13 protein-coding genes are annotated in these 18,846 nt (G+C 73.1%); 4 read left to right on the forward strand and 9 right to left on the reverse strand.

What is annotated here, in order from left to right; translation table 11 throughout:
* Positions 1-22: 22 nt before the first annotated feature.
* From AB0J46_RS03405 to AB0J46_RS03420, 4 genes are all read right to left on the reverse strand, one after another.
* Positions 23-1,330, reverse strand: coding sequence for a DUF5719 family protein (locus AB0J46_RS03405; RefSeq protein WP_364325780.1), 1,308 nt, complete (start codon positions 1,328-1,330; stop codon positions 23-25).
* A complete protein-coding gene (locus tag AB0J46_RS03410; protein WP_364325783.1) occupies positions 1,327-4,134 on the reverse strand; it encodes a glycosyltransferase family 2 protein in 2,808 nt (935 codons plus the stop codon). Before AB0J46_RS03410 ends, AB0J46_RS03405 begins: the two co-directional genes overlap by 4 nt.
* A gap of 104 nt (positions 4,135-4,238) precedes the next feature.
* A complete protein-coding gene (locus tag AB0J46_RS03415) occupies positions 4,239-4,499 on the reverse strand; it encodes a WhiB family transcriptional regulator (RefSeq protein ID WP_020546325.1) in 261 nt (86 codons plus the stop codon).
* A gap of 321 nt (positions 4,500-4,820) precedes the next feature.
* Positions 4,821-7,433, reverse strand: a complete 2,613-nt coding sequence (locus AB0J46_RS03420) for a hypothetical protein (RefSeq protein WP_364325786.1) — start codon at positions 7,431-7,433, stop codon at positions 4,821-4,823.
* A 182-nt stretch (positions 7,434-7,615) separates the two neighbouring features.
* On the opposite strand from AB0J46_RS03420, the gene cofD reads away from it, so the two are divergent.
* From cofD to AB0J46_RS03440, 4 genes are all read left to right on the forward strand, one after another.
* A complete protein-coding gene (gene cofD, locus AB0J46_RS03425) occupies positions 7,616-8,554 on the forward strand; it encodes a 2-phospho-L-lactate transferase (RefSeq protein ID WP_364325789.1) in 939 nt (312 codons plus the stop codon).
* A complete protein-coding gene (locus AB0J46_RS03430; protein WP_364325792.1) occupies positions 8,551-9,822 on the forward strand; it encodes a coenzyme F420-0:L-glutamate ligase in 1,272 nt (423 codons plus the stop codon). The genes cofD and AB0J46_RS03430 overlap by 4 nt, the downstream gene beginning before the upstream one ends.
* A 100-nt stretch (positions 9,823-9,922) precedes the next feature.
* Positions 9,923-10,660 (forward strand): lytic polysaccharide monooxygenase, encoded by a 738-nt coding sequence (locus AB0J46_RS03435; protein ID WP_364325795.1) that lies wholly within the window; start codon positions 9,923-9,925, stop codon positions 10,658-10,660.
* A 16-nt stretch (positions 10,661-10,676) separates the two neighbouring features.
* Positions 10,677-11,102, forward strand: coding sequence for a DoxX family protein (locus AB0J46_RS03440; RefSeq protein WP_352349226.1), 426 nt, complete (start codon positions 10,677-10,679; stop codon positions 11,100-11,102).
* Positions 11,103-11,133: 31 nt separating this feature from the next.
* Here AB0J46_RS03440 and AB0J46_RS03445 read toward each other — a convergent pair whose 3' ends face one another.
* The 5 genes from AB0J46_RS03445 to AB0J46_RS03465 form a co-directional block, all read right to left on the reverse strand.
* The gene (locus tag AB0J46_RS03445; RefSeq protein ID WP_364325798.1) at positions 11,134-12,846 is read right to left on the reverse strand and encodes a substrate-binding and VWA domain-containing protein; all 1,713 of its coding nucleotides are present in this window, start codon (positions 12,844-12,846) and stop codon (positions 11,134-11,136) included.
* Between the two features lie 116 nt (positions 12,847-12,962).
* Positions 12,963-15,515, reverse strand: a complete 2,553-nt coding sequence (locus AB0J46_RS03450) for a bifunctional FO biosynthesis protein CofGH (protein WP_364325801.1) — start codon at positions 15,513-15,515, stop codon at positions 12,963-12,965.
* A 47-nt stretch (positions 15,516-15,562) separates the two neighbouring features.
* Positions 15,563-16,456, reverse strand: a complete 894-nt coding sequence (locus AB0J46_RS03455; protein ID WP_358282624.1) for a DNA-3-methyladenine glycosylase 2 family protein — start codon at positions 16,454-16,456, stop codon at positions 15,563-15,565.
* A gap of 63 nt (positions 16,457-16,519) precedes the next feature.
* Positions 16,520-17,611 carry an NDP-sugar synthase gene (locus tag AB0J46_RS03460; protein WP_358282622.1) on the reverse strand — a complete coding sequence of 364 codons (1,092 nt, stop codon included), beginning with the start codon at positions 17,609-17,611 and terminating at the stop codon, positions 16,520-16,522.
* 20 nt (positions 17,612-17,631) lie between these two features.
* Entirely contained in the window at positions 17,632-18,750 is a 1,119-nt protein-coding gene (locus tag AB0J46_RS03465; RefSeq protein WP_358282620.1) for a glycosyltransferase family 1 protein, read from the reverse strand.
* Positions 18,751-18,846 lie beyond the last annotated feature (96 nt).

Here is an 18,846-nt window from a genome sequence, read left to right on the forward strand (position 1 = left end):
TCCCCTGTGGCTCATCCGTGGCTCAGTCGGGCAGCACCACGCGGGCGCTGTCGGTCAGCGCGGGCAGCACGGTCCACACGCGCGCGGGCGCGAGCGGCTGGGCGGTGAGGAGCAGGCCGTCCTTCTCCCGCTCCTCGATGACCCGGCCGCCGTAGACCTGGCCCGACACGGGCGTGACGACCACGGCGAACTCGCCCTTGCCGCGCAGCCGCACCTCCTTGGTCCGCCCGGCGGGCACCGCCACGTCGTACGGCCTGCCCGCCGCGCCCTTCGCCGGCACCTCCTGCACCCTGACCTCGCCCGGCCCGTCCGGCGCGGTGAACAGCAGCCGCGTGCCCGGACCGTTGCCCGCGACCGCGCTGCCCAGGTCGAGCGGGGGCGTGCCCGCGGTGAACGCCACGTCCAGCCGCTGCCCGGTGCCGGTGGCGACCAGCCCGGCCACGATCGGCGCGGGCGCGGTCAGCACGAGCGCGGCCGACTCGCCGCCGATCCCGGTGGTCACGTCCAGCGCGACCACGCTGCCGGCGGGCACGTCGACGCTCTCGCGGCCTCTCATCGCGTACGCGGCGTCCTCGCTGACCGCCTTGACCTGCACGGACACGTCGTTCTCGCCGGGGGCGGCGACCAGCAGCTCACGCCGCCCGCCGCCGCCGGGGATGCCGGGCACCACCACGCGGGTGGCCGGGGGCGCGGCGAGCGGCAGCCAGTCCACGCCGCCGCCGCGCATCGACGCCCTGGCCGCGACCGCGAGCCGGCCGAAGACGGTGGTCACGCCGACGGCCATGACGTCGGCCGCGGGTGCGAGCGTCTTGAGGTCGATCTCCTTGTGCTCGCCGGGCGCGATCTCCAGGCCGCGGCCCGCGTCGCCGGAGACCAGGCCCTCGGCCGCGTACACCTCGACGTCGGCCTGGGCCGGGGCCTTGTCGGCGTTGGTGAGGTGCAGGATCACGTCGGCCGCCGCGGGGCCGGGGCCGGCCAGCCAGGCCGACTGCGCCGGCTCCGTGCAGCGCACCCCGGACAACCCGCGGGCCGCGCCCGAGGTCACCCGGGTGGTGTATCCGGCTTCGAGCGCTCCCGGGCCGTTCGTCACGTACGGCTCGGCGTTCTTCATGACCTCGTGGGACAGGCGTCCGGGCAGGTAGACGTTCATCCGCGCGCCTTCGGCGCCGGGGCAGACGGCGGTCACCGACTCGACGGCGACCTTCCGCGGCCCCTCGGCCCTGGCCGGGACGGGGGCCGGGCGGGTGACGAGGGCGACGCCGTACAGGGCGGACAGGGCCACCACGACCAGCACCAGCAGGCCGAACCTGTTCTCCACGAACGCCTTCATCGCACCCCCGCGGGCATGGGGACGGCCGCCTCGACGCCCTCGACCGCGCCGCTCCCCCGGCGTCCCGGCATGGCCAGGACCAGCACGACCAGGGCCAGGACGCCCTGGGTCCACAACCAGGGCGCGTGCAGGACGTCCGCCGGCTGGGCGGGCACGCGGGTGAACGGCTCGGTCAGCCGCCACAGGCCGCCCGCCTCCGACAGGCTCATGCGTTCCAGCGACGGCTGGGAGTCCAGCGACCTGGCGAGTGCCGGCGGCACCGGCGCGGCCACCGCCAGCATGGCGATCCCGTGCTGGGCCAGCGTCGCGGCGTCGGTTCCGCCACGGCCGCCGACCAGGCCGCGCGCCGCGTCCGCCACCTTCGACCGTCCCTCGGACGCGACCGGCAGCTCCGCCTCGCCGATCAGCGGGGTACGGCCGTGCAGCACGGTGAAGGCGTCCCCCTTGACGACCAGCGTGCGCTCGCCGTGCCGGGTGCTCCACGCGGCCAGCGCGGGCAGCACGTCGGGGGCGTGGCCGGTCAGCGGGCCGCGCACTCCGTACGCCACCCAATAGCCGGCGGCCAGGATCGGCGTGCTCACCGCCGCGGCCACCACCAGGGACGCGCCGATCCGGCGCAGCCCGCCGTCGGCCCGCAGCTCGGCCAGCCGGTGCGCGGTCAGGCCGACGAGCACCAGCAGCCCGGTCCCCGCGAACGCCAGGGGCACGCCGGGCCAGGCCCGCGCCCCTTCGACGCTGATCCGGCTGACCAGGACGGCCGCCAGCACGCCGTACAACGTGATGCCCCAGCCGATCGCGACGATCAGCCGCTGGCGGCGCATGAGCAGCGCGGCCAGCGCCGTCACCACCAGCCCGGCCGTCACCCAGAACGGCGGCAGCCCCGGCCCTCCCGGGCTGAGCGCCGGCAGCGACTCCGGCGCGAGCCCCGCCGCCACCAGGGCGGGATCGTGCAGGCCCGCCTCCAGGAGGATCCGGCCCGGGTCGGTGACCAGCCCGGCCAGCCACGGGAGCAGCAGCGCGACGGGCACCGCGAGCGCGATCACCATGGAGGTCACCACGCCGCGCCGCACCCCGCCGTACGCGACGGCGGCCAGCACGCCGAGCACCGCGAAGAGCGGGTACACCAGCGGGACGAACGCCGTCCCCACGGCCAGCAGCAGCCCGAGCGCCCAGGCCGCGCGCCGCGCGCGGCGCCGTTCCCCGGACAGCAGCGTGGTGCCGAGCGCGGCGTACACCGGGACCAGCACGAACACCACCGCCGTGCCGAGCCGTCCGGAGGCGATCGCGCCGGTCGCGACGGGCAGCAGCGCGTACGTGCCCGCCGCCCACGCCCGCGCGGGCACCGCCGGGATGACGTGCCGGGTCGCCAGGTACGCCGACGCCCCGGCCAGCGGCACCGAGCCGAGCAGCAGCACGGACACCGCCAGCCACGTCTTGCCGAGTGCGAGGGTCGAGGCCAGCGCCAGCAGCGCCACGTACGGCGGCGCCCAATCGGTGGAGCCGAGCCCGATGTCGTGGAAGCCCTCGGTGTAGAACCGCCACAGATCGCCCGCGCCGCCCGTGACCGGGACCAGCGCGCCGCCGCCCAGCCGGTCGCCGCCGAGCAGCGACCGTTCGGCGGCCAGCGAGATCACGGCCAGGGCGATCATGAGGACGACGCCGGGCCGCCGGAGGAAGCCCTTGACCGCGCCGGTGTCGGCGGGCGCGCCGCCCTCGTCGTCCTCGGGAGTGGCGTGGTGGTGGCGGCCGGCGGAGTCGACGGGGCCCGCGCCGGCGAGGAAGCTCTGCACCATGTCGGTCAGCCGCCGGTAGGCCGCCCCCGGCGGCGTCAGCAACCGCTTTATACGAATAAATCCCTTTTTACGGCCTTCGCGGCGGGCCCTGCGCGCCTTCAGCAGCCGGAACGGATGCGCCAGGATCGACCCCAGCGCCACCATCTCGTCCAGCGCGTTCGCCGGCTGCTTGCCCACCAGGAACAGCAGCGTACGCAGGGCCGACCCGGCCAGGTTCCGCAGCAGCGCCCACACCATCACGCGGAACGGCAGGTTCGCCATGACGACGAACATCGCGTTGCGCCGGTCGAGCCTGCGCGGATGGTCGCCGCTGACCGTGATGCGCCGCCGTCTGCGGGCCGCCGCCTCGGCGTGCCAGGCCACCGCCGAGGTGACGGCCAGCACCCGGTGCCCGGCGTTGCGCACCCGCCAGCACAGGTCGAGGTCGTCGCGGAAGAGCGGGAACAGCGGGTCGAGGCCGCCGAGCCGCTCCCAGACGTCGCGGCGGACCAGCATGCCCGCCGTGGAGACCGAGAGCACCTCCCGGGTGCCGTCGTGCTGCCCCTGGTCGAACTCGCGCGGCTCCAGCCCGGTGTCCCTGCGTCCGGTGAGGCCGACGGTCACGCCCAGTTCGAGCAGGCGCCTGCGGTCGAGCCAGTCGCGCAGCTTCGGGCCGAGCACCGCCGCCTTGGGATCCTGCTCGGCCGCCATGAGCAGGGCCTCCAGCGCCCGCCGGTCGGGGGCGCAGTCGTCGTGCAGCAGCCAGAGCCACTCGTCCTGGCCGCACGGCGGCAGCCGGTCCAGCACCTCCGCCACCGCGTCGCCGAAGGAGGCCGAGCGCGGGAGCGTGAGCACGTTGGACGCGCCGAGCGTCTGCGCGAGCAGGTCGGCCGAGCCGTCCCTGCTGCCGTTGTCGACCCCGGCGACGCGCTCCGGCCTGCGGCTCTGACCAGCCAGCGCGCGCAAGGTGTCCCCCAGCCAGCGGCCGCCGTCATGGGCGACGACGATCGCGGTGACGAGGGGGCGTGACATGGGCGGGCGACTCCAGCGTTGATCAGGCGCGCCCACCCTACAGGTGACATCACACGCGAAAAAGGGCCACGCGGGCTACCGCGTGACCCTTTCGCTCATATCCCCTAAACGGCCTGGCGCTTGATCCGTCTGCGCTCCCGCTCCGACAACCCACCCCAGATGCCGAAGCGCTCATCGTGTTCGAGCGCGTACTCCAAGCACTCGGCACGGACCTCGCACGATCGACAAACCTTCTTGGCTTCTCGGGTGGAGCCGCCTTTTTCCGGGAAGAACGCCTCCGGATCGGTCTGCGCGCACAACGCACGCTCCTGCCATCCGAGTTCTTCAGCGTCAAGCTGATCCTGTGCGATGACCGGATCGGTCACTGCACACCTCCCTGCCGCCCGCCCGCAATGGAGCCCCCCATGGACGCCTTCCTCCTACCCACCCACGGGAAGGCGTAACAACATGGTTGTAATTACACGCGCGTGCCGTACGTGACGTCAAGCGGCATGACGGTATCCGGGGAAAGACCGACTCTCGCCCCGGTGTGCTCGGCATGTGGTGTTCGCACCAGGCCGAGGCCCCCTGCACAGCAAGGCTTCGACCCGGTTCGTTCAACGCTGTCAGCGGTCGGAACCGTACCAGGGCGGGGTAGACGCCCGCCCTTTGGGCCACCTTCTCTCTAGCCGTCGTTTGCCGGTCCGTTACCTGCGTGGCTCGTTGGGCGTGTATATGGCCGTTGGGTCGATTGGGTCGTCACCCGGGCGGTTCTGGGCGCCCAGGGCGTCCCCGAACTGCGAGGGGTCGAGCCGCATCGTCGACTCGCTCTGCGCCTCGTTCCAGCCGGCCGGGGCCTGGTGGGTGGGGCGGTAGGTCTGGGGCTGCTCGTACTGGCCCTGCTGGGGTTCGTAGGCGTTCTGCTGCTGCTGGTACGGCTGGGCCTGCTGCGGGTGGCCGAACGGGTCGTCGTACGGCCTGGCCGGCTGGCCGGCGTAGTCGGGCACCCGCAGGTCGGGCTGGGTGCCGGAGGCGGCCGTCGAGCTCTGGTAGGTCTCGGCCTGCTGGTAGGCGTCCAGGAGCTGCTGGGAGCGCGGGTCCACGGGCGGGTCCGGCTCCTGGAAGGCGGGGGTGGCGTACTGGTGGCCGGAGTAGCCGGTGAACGGCTGGCCGCCCTGCTGGCCGCCCTGCTGGTCGAAGGCGTTCTGCCGGTCCTGGTACGGCTGCTGCGGGTCCGCCTGCGGGTACGGGACGCTCGGGCTGGTCTCGCCGCTCGGGTACGCCTGGTCGGCGAAGGCGTTCGGGGAGCTGTTGCTCGGGGCGTACGGGTTGTCGGGGGTGGGGTAGCCGGACTGGCCGTACGCGCTGGGCTGGCTGTCGGCCGGGACGTACGGCGCGGGAGTGTACTCGCCGGCCGGCGGCTGGTAGCCGGTGTCGGGCAGCGTCTCGGACGGGGTGTAGGCGGGCGGGGCGTACCCCTGGTCCTGGCCGAAGCCCTGCGGCTGCCCGAACGGCTGACCGGCCGATGCCTGGGGGTTGCCGAAGGGCTGCTCGGCGGACGCGGCGGGAAGCGCGGCCCTGGCCGGCTGGTAGGGCTGCTGCTGGTACGGCTCGGACTGCTGCCCGTGCGAAGACTGCCCGAAGGGGGTCTGGTCAGGCTGGCCGTGCGAAGACTGCCCGAAGGGAGCCTGGTCGGGCTGGCCATGCGAAGACTGCCCGAACGGGGCCTGCTCGGGCTGCTGACCGTGCGAAGACTGCCCGAAGGGGGCTTGGTCGGGCTGCCCGTGCGGAGATTGCCCGAACGGGGCCTGGTCGGGCTGGCCGTGCGGAGATTGCCCGAAGGGAGCCTGGTCGGGCTGCTGGCCGAAGGGCGACTGGTCGGGCTGCTGGCCCTGGGCGGGCTGGCCGAACGGGGGCTGTTCGGGCTGGCCGTAGGCGGGCTGCTGGCCGTGCCCCTGGCCTTGGACCTGGCCATAGGCGGGCTGAGCGTCAGGGGTCTGGGGGGCGTAGGGGGACTGCGCCTCGGCCGCGTGCGGGACGGGGGTCTCCTGCTGGTGGCCGTAGCCGGGAGCGTCGGACTGGCCGAAGCCGGGCGCGGAGGGCGCGGGCTGGCCGTAGCCGGCGGGGTCGGGCTGGCCGAAGGCGGGAGCGGCGGGCTGGCCGTAACCGGGGGTGGACGGCTCGGGCTGGCCGTAGCCACCGGTGGAGGGGTCGGGGTGGCCGCCGTAGCTCGGGGGCTGCTGGCCGTAACCGGGCTGCGCGCCGGGGCTCGGCGCCTGTCCGCCGCCGTATCCCGGCTGCTGCCCGAAGGAAGCCTGGGAGTCCTGCTGGCCGTACGGAGCCTGCGGGTCCTGCTGGCCGAAGGCGACGGTGGCGTGCTGGCCGGACGGGGGCTGGGGCGCGTACCCGGCGGAGGCGGGCTGGGGCTCGTAGCCGGAGGACGGGGGCTGGGGCGCGTAGGCCGGGGACTGCTGGCCGGAGGGCGGCTGGGGCGTGTAGCCGGGCGACTGCTGGCCCGACGGCGGCTGGGGCGCGTAGCCCGAGCCTGCGGGGACCTGGCCCGACGGCGGTTGCGGGGCGTAGCCGGAGGAGGCGGGCTGGCTGTCGGGAGCCGGGGGCTGGGCGTCCTGGCCCGGGGGGAGCTGGGCGAGCGCGGGCTGCTGGCCGTAGGGGGTCGGCGCGGCGTGCGGCTGCGCGTACGCGGGCTGGGGCGCGGGGTCGGGGCGGCCATGGGAGGGCTGGTCGGATTGGCCGTAGGAGGGCTGGTCCTGCTGGCCGAACTGCTGGGGGCGGCCGTACTGGGGCTGGTCCTGCTGGCCGAACTGCTGGGGCTGGCCGTAGTGGGTGGTGGGGCGGCCGTACCCGTCGAGGGTGGGGATGGGGGCCCGGCCGGGCATGACCTCGGGGAGCAGGTAGACCAGTCCGACGGCGGTCAGCGCGAGCAGGGGCACGCCCGTGAGCACGTACTCCACCACGCCGCGGAAGCCGCCACCGGCGAACAGCCCGACGATCAGCGCCAGCGCGCCGAACACGGCGGCGAGCAGCAGGCCGGCGGCCGAGCCGTAGGCGATGAGCCGGGCCTTGGGCGAACGCTCGCCCGTCCTGGTGACGAGCAGCACGGCGCCCACGAGCAGCGCGGTCACGACCGGGCTGGTCAGGCTCGTCAGGTTCGCGGCGGCACGGGTGGCGAACCCGCCGCCGAGCGGGCTGCCCGAGCCGATCAGGATGTGGCCGATCGTCAGGACGACGTCCACCAGCCCGGTGACGAGCATGATCCAGGCAGCCGGCTCCCGTAGTCGGGCGGCATTGACTTTGCTCATGAGTAACCCCCATCGGACCCTTTGGCCCGAAGGGAGTTTGCCACATTGCCGACTTTCGCGGCGGATGTCCCAAGAACCTCTTCCACCCCATTTACCCCTATACCTGGAACTTCATTGCTCCGAAGTGGGGCAGAACCACTCCCCCCACGGGGATGTCGGACGCCGATGGAAGACTGGGACGCATGCACATCGTGTCACTCGCCGGCGGCATCGGCGGCGCCCGTTTCCTGCGCGGCCTGCGCGCCACCGCACCCGACGCCTCGATCACCGTCATCGGCAACACGGGCGACGACATCACTTTGTTCGGCCTGCGTGTCTGCCCCGACCTCGACACCGTCATGTACACCCTGGGCGGCGGCATCGACGAGGAGCAGGGCTGGGGCCGGGCCAAGGAGTCCCACGTCGTCAAGGAGGAGCTGGCCGCCTACGGGGTCGAACCGCAGTGGTTCGGGCTCGGCGACCGCGACTTCGCCACCCACATCGTCCGCTCGCAGATGCTGGAGGCGGGCTATCCGCTCTCGCAGATCACCGAGGCCCTGTGCGTGCGCTGGCAGCCGGGCGTGCGGCTGCTGCCGATGACCGACGACCGCTGCGAGACGCACGTGGTGATCTCCGACGAGCGCGGCAAGCGGGCCGTGCACTTCCAGGAGTGGTGGGTGCGCCTGCGCGCCTCGGTCCCGGCCGAGTCGTTCGCGCTGGTGGGGGTCGAGACCGCCAAGCCCGCGCCGGGCGTGCTGGAGGCGATCGAGCAGGCCGACGTGGTCATCCTGCCGCCGTCCAACCCGGTGGTGAGCATCGGCACGATCCTGCAGGTCCCCGGCATCCGCGAGGCGGTCGCGGCCAAGACCGTGGTCGGCGTCTCCCCCATCATCGGCGGCGCGCCCGTGCGCGGCATGGCCGACGCCTGCCTGACGGCCATCGGGGTGGAGACCACGGCCCAGGCCGTGCTCGACCTCTACGGCGCCGGCCTGGTCGACGGCTGGCTGGTGGCCGAGGAGGACTCCGGGGTGGCGCTCGACGGCGTGCGCGTGGTGTCCCGTCCGATCCTCATGCACGACGCCGAGGAGGCCGCCGACATCGCCCGCACGGCGCTCGACCTGGCGCTGGAGCTGGCCCGATGAGCTCGCGACGGGTCGAGGTGATCGCCGTCACCGGCATCGGCGAGGTCCGGCCGGGCGACGACGTGGCCGCCCTGCTCAAGGACGCCGACCTGCGCGACGGCGACATCGTGGTGGTCACCTCCAAGATCGTCAGCAAGGCCGAGGGCCGCGTCCGCCAGGCGCCCGACCGTGCGAGCGCGATCGAGGAGGAGACCGAGCGGGTCGTCGCCAGGCGCGGCGACACGGTGATCGTCCAGACCCGCCACGGTTTCGTCATGGCCGCGGCCGGGGTCGACGCCTCCAACACCGAGCCGGGCACCGTCCTGCTGCTGCCCGAGGACCCCGACGCCTCGGCGGCGCGGATCAGGGCCGGGCTGGGCGCGCGGGTGGGGGTGATCGTCTCCGACACGTTCGGGCGTCCGTGGCGCAACGGGCTGACCGACGTGGCGATCGGCGCCGCCGGGGTGCGCCCGCTCGACGACTTCCGCGGCTCCTCCGACCCCTACGGCAACGCGCTCGGCGCCACCGTCACCGCGCTGGCCGACGAGATCGCGAGCGCGGCCGAGCTGGTCAAGGGCAAGCTCGACGGCGTTCCCGCGGCGATCGTGCGCGGCCTGGCCCATCTGGTGACCGACGACGACGGGCCGGGGGTCAGGCCGCTCGTCCGCCCGGCCGACGAGGACATGTTCCGCTTCGGCGCCCGCGACGTCGTGTTCGCCCGCCGTACGATCAGGGAGTTCGCCGAGCGGCCGGTCGACGGCGAGGCGGTGCGCAGGGCGGTGGCCGCGGGCATCGCGGCGCCGGCGCCGCACCACACGACCCCGTGGCGGTTCGTGCTGGTCGAGTCGGCGCAGGCCCGCACCGAGCTGCTCGACGCCATGCGGGAGGCATGGATCGACGACCTGCGCGGCGACGGGTTCACCGAGCAGTCGATCGCCAAGCGGATCAGACGCGGCGACGTCCTGCGCAACGCCCCCTACCTGGTCGTGCCGTGCCTGGTGATGGAGGGCTCGCACACCTACCGCGACGACCGGCGCAACGCCTCCGAGCGGGAGATGTTCGTGGTGGCGACGGGCGCCGGCGTGGAGAACTTCCTGATCCAGCTCGCGGTCGAGGGGCTGGGCTCGGCGTGGGTGTCCTCCACGATGTTCTGCCGGCCGGTGGTCAGGCGGGTGCTCGACCTGCCGGAGTCCTGGGACCCGATGGGCTGCGTGGCGATCGGGCACGCCGCCGCGCCGCCGCGCGACCGCGCCCCCCGTGACCCGCGCGATTTCATCGTGACGCGCTGAGCCTCTGACGAGAGTCTGGAAATCTGGTAAGCCAACCGTTTACCGTTAGGAAACTTTCCTTTACATTTGGACTATCCCCCCATGTAAAGGAGCCACTTCAATGCGAAGGACTCTCACGTTAGTCGCCGTGGCGGTGATCACCATCGCCACGGCGGTGTTCAACACCTCTCCCGCGTTCGCCCACGGTTATGTGAACTCGCCGCCCAGCAGGCAGGCGTTCTGCGCCCAGGGCAAGGTGCCCGACTGCGGCCAGATCGTGTACGAGCCGCAGAGTGTGGAAGGCCCGAAGGGCCTGCGGAGCTGCAACGCCAATCTTGGACAGTTCGCTCAGCTCAGCGACGAGAGCAAGCCGTGGCCGGCCACCTCGGTGGGCAACTCGGTGACCTTCACCTGGACGTTCACCGCCAGGCACGCCACGCTCAACTACGAGTACTACATCGGCGGCACCCGGGTCGCGGTCTTCAACGGCAACGGCCAGCAGCCGCCGTCGACGATCTCCCACACCGTCAACCTCTCCGGCTACTCCGGCCGCCAGAAGGTGCTGGCGATCTGGAACATCTCCGACACCTCCAACGCCTTCTACTCCTGCATCGACCTGCAGATCGGCGGCGGCGGCCAGCCGACCCCCACCCCCACCCCCACCCCGACCGTGACCCCCACGCCCACCCCGACCCCGACGCCGACCACGACGGCCTCGGGCACCTGGAAGGCCGGCACGGCCTACACCACGGGCAGCACGGTCACCTACAACGGCGTCTCCTACCGGTGCCTGCAGCCCCACACGGCCATCGCGGGCTGGGAGCCGCCGAACGTCCCGGCGCTCTGGCAGCGGATCTGAGGGTCTGGACAGGCCGATGACCAAGCTTCGTGACGCCGCGCTGTCGCTGTTCCGCATCGTGGTGGGCCTGCTGTTCGCCTGCCACGGGGCCGCCACTCTGTTCGGCGTACTCGGCGGCCCGTACGGCGGAACGACCCCGTCCGTAGGCCAATGGCCCGACTGGTGGGCGGGGGTGATCGAGCTCGGCGCGGGCGGCCTCGTCCTCATCGGGCTCGCCACCCGTGTCGCCGCCCTGCTCTGCTCTGGCACGATGGCCTACGCCTACTTCACCGTCCACCTGCCCAAGGGTCTGTTCCCGTTGCAGAACGGGGGCGAGACCGCGGCCATGTTCTCGTGGTCGTTCCTGATGCTGGCGCTGCTCGGCAGCGGCGCGTGGTCGCTGGACAAGCTCGTGTCCCGCCTCCACCATCGCGGCGAGAACGCCACCGTGCACCAGATGTAGGCCGAGGGGGTGCCGGGCGACCGGCATCCCCTCAGGCGGCCGGCTTGCAGGTGGGATGGCAGAGCCTGCGGGCCAGCGCGCCGAGGAAGACGTCGATGATCTCCCCGGGCTCCTGCGCCTCGTGCAGCGAGCCGTTGGTGGCCGCCGCGATCTGCGACAGGCTGCCGCGGTCCACGTCCTTGCCGAACGCGATGATGACGATCTGGACGGGCTTGTCCGGGTCCCACTCCTTCCGCAGGGCGTCGAGCAGCCGCGGGAGTTTGACCCCCTTGCCGTCGTCCTTGCCCGCGGTGATCACCAGCAGCGTGTTGTTCATGTCGTCGCGGTAGTCGCCGCTCATCCTGCGGAACCCGGCCAGCATCGCGTCGTAGAGCGAGCTGTCCAGGTCGGGGTGCGGGGCGATCGTGCTGGTCAGCTCGTCGAGGACGCTGCGCCGCAGCACCTGGCCCGACTCCGGCTCGCTGATCGGGCCGAGGCTGACCCGCTGCCGGTAGCTCCTGACGGACCCCACCTTGTCGGCGAACTCCCACATGCCCATGTGCGTGGAGTTCGGGAAGAGCTGTAGCCCGATCTTGGCCGCGGCCAGCGCGATGCGCACCTTCGTGCTGCCGTTCAGCGGCTCGGCCATGTGCTTGGAGGTGTCGGCCAGCACGAGGATGTTGGTCGGCGGCGCCAGCCTGCTCCAGGCGCGCAGCGCCTCGTCGATGTCCTGCTGCGACACCGACGGCCTGGTCTTCGGCGCCTCCGACGGGAGCTGCGGCCCCGGCGGGAGCGGCCCCAGCCGGCCGTCGCCCGACCTGAACCCGGCCCGCCGGACGATCTCCTGGGCCTGGCCGCCCTTCAGCCAGTCGGCGAAGGCGGTGGACGCCTCCGCGACGCCGGGGTCGGCCGCCGTGACGACGTAGGGATAGTCGAGGTCGATCGTGCCCTCGCGCGGGTGCAGCGCGACGACCGGGTCGGGCGAGGGCACCCGGTTGTGGTTCCACACCGACTGCTCAGGGACGATGACCACCGGCCGCTGCCAGAACCCGCGGTCGTCCACGGCGTCGAGCATGCTGCGGTAGTCGGGCGCCGACCCGGCCTGCGCCCAGCGGACGAACGCCGTCAGCGCCTTGTCGGCGGCCGGCCCGGTGCCGACGACGTCCCTGGCCGCGGCCACGGTCGCGATCCCCGCGCCCACCAGCGACGGGTCGGGCACCCGTACGACGTCGGGCTCACCCGAGCTGGGCGTCAGCCGCCCGCGCAGGGTCGGCGGGAAGACCATCCGCCAGTTCATCTCGGTCCCGCCGACCGAGAAGCGCCGGGCCAGCGACGAGCGCGTGGCGAACACCAGCGGCGAGGTGGCCACCACGGTCTCCCCCGCGGGCAGCGAGCTCGCGCCCTGGCTGCGGGCCAGCCTGATCCAGGCCGAGGAGTCGGCGATCCAGCCGTCGGGACGTTCGCGCAGCACGCCGGCCCGGTCGCCGATCAGCGTGCGCAGCACGGTGGCCGACGGCTGCTCGGTCACCTGGACCAGCACGCACCGGCCGCCGACCGACGCCTTGGTCTCGTTGAAGCGCCCGGCGGCCTCCATGACCGCCGGCGCCACGTCCACGGCGGCGGCCACGCTGACCAGAACAGGATCTCGTGACACGCACAGGGCGGGACCGCCGCCGAGCACCACGTACAGGCTGCCGGCGGCGACGGCCACGGCGGCGAGGCCGGCCAGCATGCCCCGTTGGAGCGCCTTCCTGCGTCGCTGCACGGGAGGCAGCGCGGCACGGTGTCGACCCAACCGCACGATGAACCTCTCTCCAGTGGAGTGATGATTCTTCCAGTGCCTCCCATACCGGGCGCAACCCTTGTTAGAACTTGTTACAACTATGCCATCGGCAAGATTCTTCTCACGCTCTGGCACACCCCGTCGCTCGCCTGCGCGGCGGCCAGCCGTTCGGCCGTGGGGCTGCCGTACTCGGTGGTGCGCTGGCGTACCGGCCTGCCGGTGACCTCGACCATCTCGCGCAGCTCGCTGATCGTCTTGTACGAGCCGTTCTCCGAGCCCGCCATCCGGCTGATCGTCTCCTCCATGAGGGTGCCGCCGAGGTCGTTCACGCCGCCCCGGAGCACCTGGCGGCACAGGTCGTCCTGGAGCTTGACCCACGAGCACTGGATGTTGGAGATCGCGCCGTGCAGCAGGATCCTGGCCAGGGCGTGCACCGCGCGGTTCTCCTGGGCGGTGGGGCCGGGCCGGGCGATGCCGGCCAGGTAGATCGGGGCGCTGGTGTGCACGAACGGCAGCAGCACGAACTCCGAGAACCCGCCGGTCTGCTCCTGCAGCCGCCTGATCAGCTTGATGTGCCTGACCCAGTGCAGGTGGTGGTCGACGTGGCCGTACATCATCGTGGACGTCGTCGGGATGCCGACCTCGTGGGCCGTGGTGATGACCTCGATCCACTCCTTGGCCGGCAGCTTGCCCTTGGTCAGCACCCAGCGCACGTCGTCGTCGAGGATCTCGGCCGCCGTGCCGGGCAGCGAGTCCACCCCGGCCTCCTTGGCGGCCTCCAGCCAGTCGCGTACGGACAGGTTCGTCCGGGAGGCTCCGTTGATGACCTCCATCGGGGAGAACGCGTGCACGTGCATGCCGGGCGTCCTGGCCTTGACCGCCCTGGCGATGTCGAAGTACGCGGTTCCCGGCAGGTCGGGATGGATGCCGCCCTGCATGCACACCTCGGTCGCGCCCGCCGCCCACGCCTCCTCGGCCCGGTCGGCCACCTGGTCCAGGCTGAGCGTGTACGCGTCGGCGTCGGTCCTGCGCTGGGCGAAGGCGCAGAAGCGGCAGCCGGTGTAGCAGACGTTGGTGAAGTTGATGTTCCGGTTGACGACGTAGGTGACCTCGTCGCCGACGGCCTGCGCGCGCAGCGCGTCGGCGATGGCCGCCAGCTCGTCCAGCGCCTCGCCCTCCGCGCCCAGCAGCGCGACGGCCTCGGCGTCGGTCAGTCCGGCGGGGTCGGCCTCGGCCCGCCGGAGCGCCTGGCGCACGTCGCCCGGCGTCGAGGCGGCGATCGGGCCGAGGCGTTCGCGCAGGGCCGTCCAGTCGCCGTAGACGTGGTCGAAGTCGTCGCGCCGGTCGTTCGCCCGGCCCGTGGTGTCCACCTCGACGTGCAGGTCCACCCGGCCGGCGGCGGCGAACCCGCCGTCCGGCTCCTGCCAGGGACGGCCCTGCGGCACGGCGTCCTCGCGGGCGAGCCCGGTGGCGGGGTCGGCCAGGGCCTCGACGTGCGCGAACAGCCGCGGGTCCAGCCAGGGCTCGCCGGCCCGCACGTACTCGGGGTAGATCGTCAGGCGTTCGCGCAGGTCGAAGCCGGATTCGGCGGTACGCGCCGCCAGGTCGTCGATCTGCGGCCAGGGGCGTTCCGGGTTCACGTGGTCGGGGGTCAGGGGCGAGACGCCGCCCCAGTCGTCGATGCCGGCGCGGATCATGAGCGCGTACTCGGAGTCGACCAGGTTGGGCGGGGCCTGGAGGCGTACGCGGGGGCCGAGGACCAGGCGCGCGACGGCGATCGTGGCCGCGAGCTCGTGCAGGTCGGCGTCCGGCAGGCCGCGCATGGCCGTGTCCGGCTTGGCGCGGAAGTTCTGGACGATGACCTCCTGGATGCCGCCGTACTCGCGGGCCACCTTCCGGACGGCGAAGATCGACTCGGCCCGGTCCTCGACGGTCTCGCCGATGCCGATGAGGATCCCGGTCGTGAACGGCACGTTGCTGCGGCCGGCGTCCTCCAGCACGCGCAGCCGTACCGCCGGGTCCTTGTCGGGGGAGCCGTAGTGCGGCTGCCCCTTCTCCTCGAACAGCCGCCGCGAGGTGGTCTCCAGCATCATGCCCATCGACGGCGCGACCGGCTTGAGCCGCTGCAGGTCACGCCAGCTCAGCACACCGGGGTTGAGGTGCGGCAGCAGCCCGGTCTCCTCCAGCACCAGGATGGCCATGGCTCGCACGTAGGACAACGTGTCGTCATAGCCGTGCGCGTCCAGCCACTCGCGGGCCTGGTGCCAGCGATCCTCCGGCCGGTCCCCCAGCGTGAACAGCGCCTCCTTGCAGCCCATCGCCGCGCCCTGCCGGGCGATCTCCAGCACCTCGTCCGGGCTCAGGAAGGCCGACTCCAGCTTGTGCGGCGCGGTCGCGAACGTGCAGTAGCCGCAACGGTCCCGGCACAACCTGGTCAGCGGGATGAACACCTTCCTGCTGTAGGTGATCACCCCTTCCCTGCCGGCGGCCTTCAACCCGGCGTCGCGCACGCGGGAGGCGTGATCGAGCAGCGCGTCGAGCTGCTCGCCGCGCGCGTGCAGCAGCACGACGGCCTCGGTGAGGTCGAGCGCCTTGCCGTCACGGGCACGGGCGAGGGCACGGCGAAGCGCGGAATCACTGACAAGACTCATACAGGCACAGTACGCACCCCTGAGTTCGTGACGCGCACTCAGGGCTGTCAGAAGGACCGGTAGTCGCGCGCGGCCATCCGCGGCCCGCGCGCGGGCGGGCGCAGACCGCTGAGCCAGACGAGCACCGTCGCCCGGTGCCGATGCCCCCGGTACGGCTCCAGCAGCCGCATCATCCCCTGGTCGTCGGTCTTCTCCCCGGTCAGCGCGTAGCCGACCAGCTTGGCCAGGTGGAAGTCCCCCACGCTCACCGCGTCGGCGTCGCCGAAGACCCGCTGGCGCACCTCGGCCGACGTCCACACGCCGATGCCGGGCAGGGCCCGCAGCAGCCGGTCGAGCTCGTCCGTGGTGGCCGCGGCCTCCAGCTTGGCGGCGTGCCAGGCGGCGTTGGCGATCGTCCGGGCCCGGACGGCCTCCGCGCCCGCCCGGTGCCAGTGCCAGCTCGGGATCTGCCGCCACACGACCGGCTCGGGCGGCACCCGCATGCCGTCGGGGGCGGGGCCGGGGGCGGGCTCGCCGTAGTGGCGCAGCAGGTAGCGCCAGGCCCGCCACGCCTCCCGGCCGACGACCTTCTGCTCCAGCACCGCGGGCACCAGCGCCTCCATGACCCGCCCGGTACGCCCGATGCGCAGCCCCGCGTGCTTGCGTGCCACGTCCGCCAGCACGTCGTGCCGGACGCGGAAGCCGGAGACGTCGTCGAGCGCGCCGAGCAGGGCGGGCAGGGTCTCCAGCGACCATCCGGCGCCCGGCCCCCACGCCTGGGCCCGCACGGCCGCGGCCGTCACGGTCACCCGCAGCGTGCTCGGGCCGTCAGGGGTGCGGCAGGCGCGCCAGATCGAGCCGTCGGAGGTGCGGCGCCAGGCGGGATCGCCGGTGCCGCGCCGGTGGGGGCCGAGGGCCAGCTCCACGTCGAGCGGCCCGTCGGGCTCCCACCTGCGTTCCATCACATGTCCAGTCTGCCGCGCGGCGGCGGGTGGTCGCTCACCCGCGCGGCCCCGGCGGGCGGGTCAGACGTCGCTGGAGTAGCGGACCGCGCGCTCGGGCAGCTCGACGCCCGGCCAGACGCGCACCCCGCCCTGCAGCTCGTTGCCCGGCCCGACCACCGCGCCGTCGCCGATCACCGCGTCGCGCACGACCGTGCCGGCGCAGATCCGGGCGCCCTTGCCCACGACCGAGTCGCTCACCGTGGCGCCCGCCTCGACGACGCTGTCGTCGCACAACACCGAGCCCACCACGGACGCGCCCGCCTCGACCACGGCCCGCGCGCCGACGGCGGTGCCGCCCTGGACCTTGGCCTCGGCCGAGATCTTCGCGCCGTCTAGGGCGAGGTGCTCGCCCTGCGGACCGGGCAGCGCCGGCGAGTCGAGCCGCCCGAGCACCAGGTCGCGCGAGCCCTTCACGAACGCGGCCGGCGTGCCCACGTCGAGCCAGTACGTGCGGTCGGCGTAGCCCAGCACCAGCTCGCCGGAGTCGATCAGCCCGGGGAACGTCTCGCGCTCCACGGAGACGACCTCGCCGCGCGGGATCGAGTCGATCACCGAGCGGGTGAAGACGTAACAGCCGGCGTTGATGCGGTTGGTGACCGGGTTGGGGGTCTTCTCCAGGAACGCGGTCACCCGTCCGGACTCGTCGGTCGGCACGCAGCCGAACCGCGTCGGGTCGTCCACCTCCGTCAGGTGGAGCGTCACGGCGGCGCCGCGCTCGCAGTGGGTGCGCACCTGGTCGCCGATGTCGTGGCCGGACAGGATGTCGCCGTTGAGGATGAGCACCGGGTCGGAGGGCCCGCCGGTGAGCGCCTCGGCGGCGTTGCGGATGGCCCCGCCGGTGCCGAGCGGCGTCTCCTCGGTCATGTATTCGAGCGAGAGCCCGAGTGCCGACCCGTCACCGAAGGCGGGCTCGAACATCGCCGCCTTGTACGAGGTCGCGAACACGATCCGGCGCACGCCGAAGGACCGGGCACGGGCGAGTTGGTGGGCCAGGAACGGCACTCCGGCGGTCGGCAGCAGCGGCTTGGGCGTGCCCAGTGTCAGCGGACGCAGGCGTGTGCCCTGCCCCCCGACCAGGAGGATCGCCTCGAGGTCTGGCAAAGAGCTCTCCATCACTCCGTGAGAGTAGCGAACTATTCGATTGCGCGTTGATAAGAGTTGAGATGCGCCTCCGCCGAGGCCTCCCAGGTGAATTCGCGTGCCCGCGCCCGCCCGGCCTCCTGCAACTGCCGCCTCCGGTCGGCGGAGGCGAGCAGCTCGCCCAGGGCGTCGGCGATGCTGTCCGCGTCCGGCTCAGTGTAGGCGACGGCATCGCCGCCCACCTCGGGCAGCGAGGTGCGATGGCTGGTGAGGACGGCCGCGCCGCAGGCCATGGCCTCCAGCACCGGCATGCCGAAGCCCTCGCCCCGGGAGGGGAACGCCACGACGAGCGCGCCGCCCAGGAACCCCGGCAGATCGGGCGCGCGCAGGTATCCCGGCCTGATCACCCGGACGGTGGCCTCGACCTCGCGGCAGGCGGCGTCGACGTCGTCCTCGTGCACGCCGCCGCCGAGCACCAGCGCGGGCGGCGTCTCCAGCCGCTTGACGGCGGCGGCGAAGCCGCGGATCAGGTTGGGCACGTTCTTGCGGGGGTCGAGGTTGCCGAGGAAGGCCACGTACGGCTGGCCGCGCAGCCCGCACCTGATGGCCGCCCGGCGCACCTCGTCCTCGCTCGGCGGGTGGAACTGGGCGAGGTCGACGCCGTGGTAGGCGACGTCGATGCGGGTGGGGTCGGCCGACAACACACGGACCAGCTCGTCCCTGGTCGCCTTGGACGGCACGATGACGCGCTGCGCGTGCCGGACGGCGGTGCGCGTGGCCGAGCGGAAGAACGCGGCCCTGGCCGGGCTGTGCTGCTCGGGCTCGGTGAACCAGGTCACGTCGTGCACCGTCACGACGGTCGGCAGGCCGGAGCGCAGCGGCATGGAGTAGTAGGGGGCGTGGATGACCTCGGCCCCCGTCTGGCGGGCGAGCAGCGGCACGCCGGTCTGCTCCCAGGCGAGCCGGGCGGCCCGGTTGGTGATGGCGACGGGGCCGGGGACGACACGGGCCGAAGGCGCCAGCCGCTGGTACCTTTCCGCTTCCGCACGCTGGCAGACCACGACCAGATCGGTCCCTGCCTGGTGGAGCGCGGCCACGAGCCCGTCCACGTACCGGATCAACGCACCACGGTCGGCGGGGACCGCGGCGGCATCGACGAGCACTCGAGGCATTACGTGGATCTTCTCCCCTCAAGATCGACGTGGGACCTGGCAAGTCCCCCCTCTTTGCTTCAGCTTATGACCACCCTCCCCCAAATCGTGGGCCAA

The organism is Nonomuraea sp. NPDC049758, from assembly GCF_040674635.1.
Lineage (GTDB): Bacteria > Actinomycetota > Actinomycetes > Streptosporangiales > Streptosporangiaceae > Nonomuraea.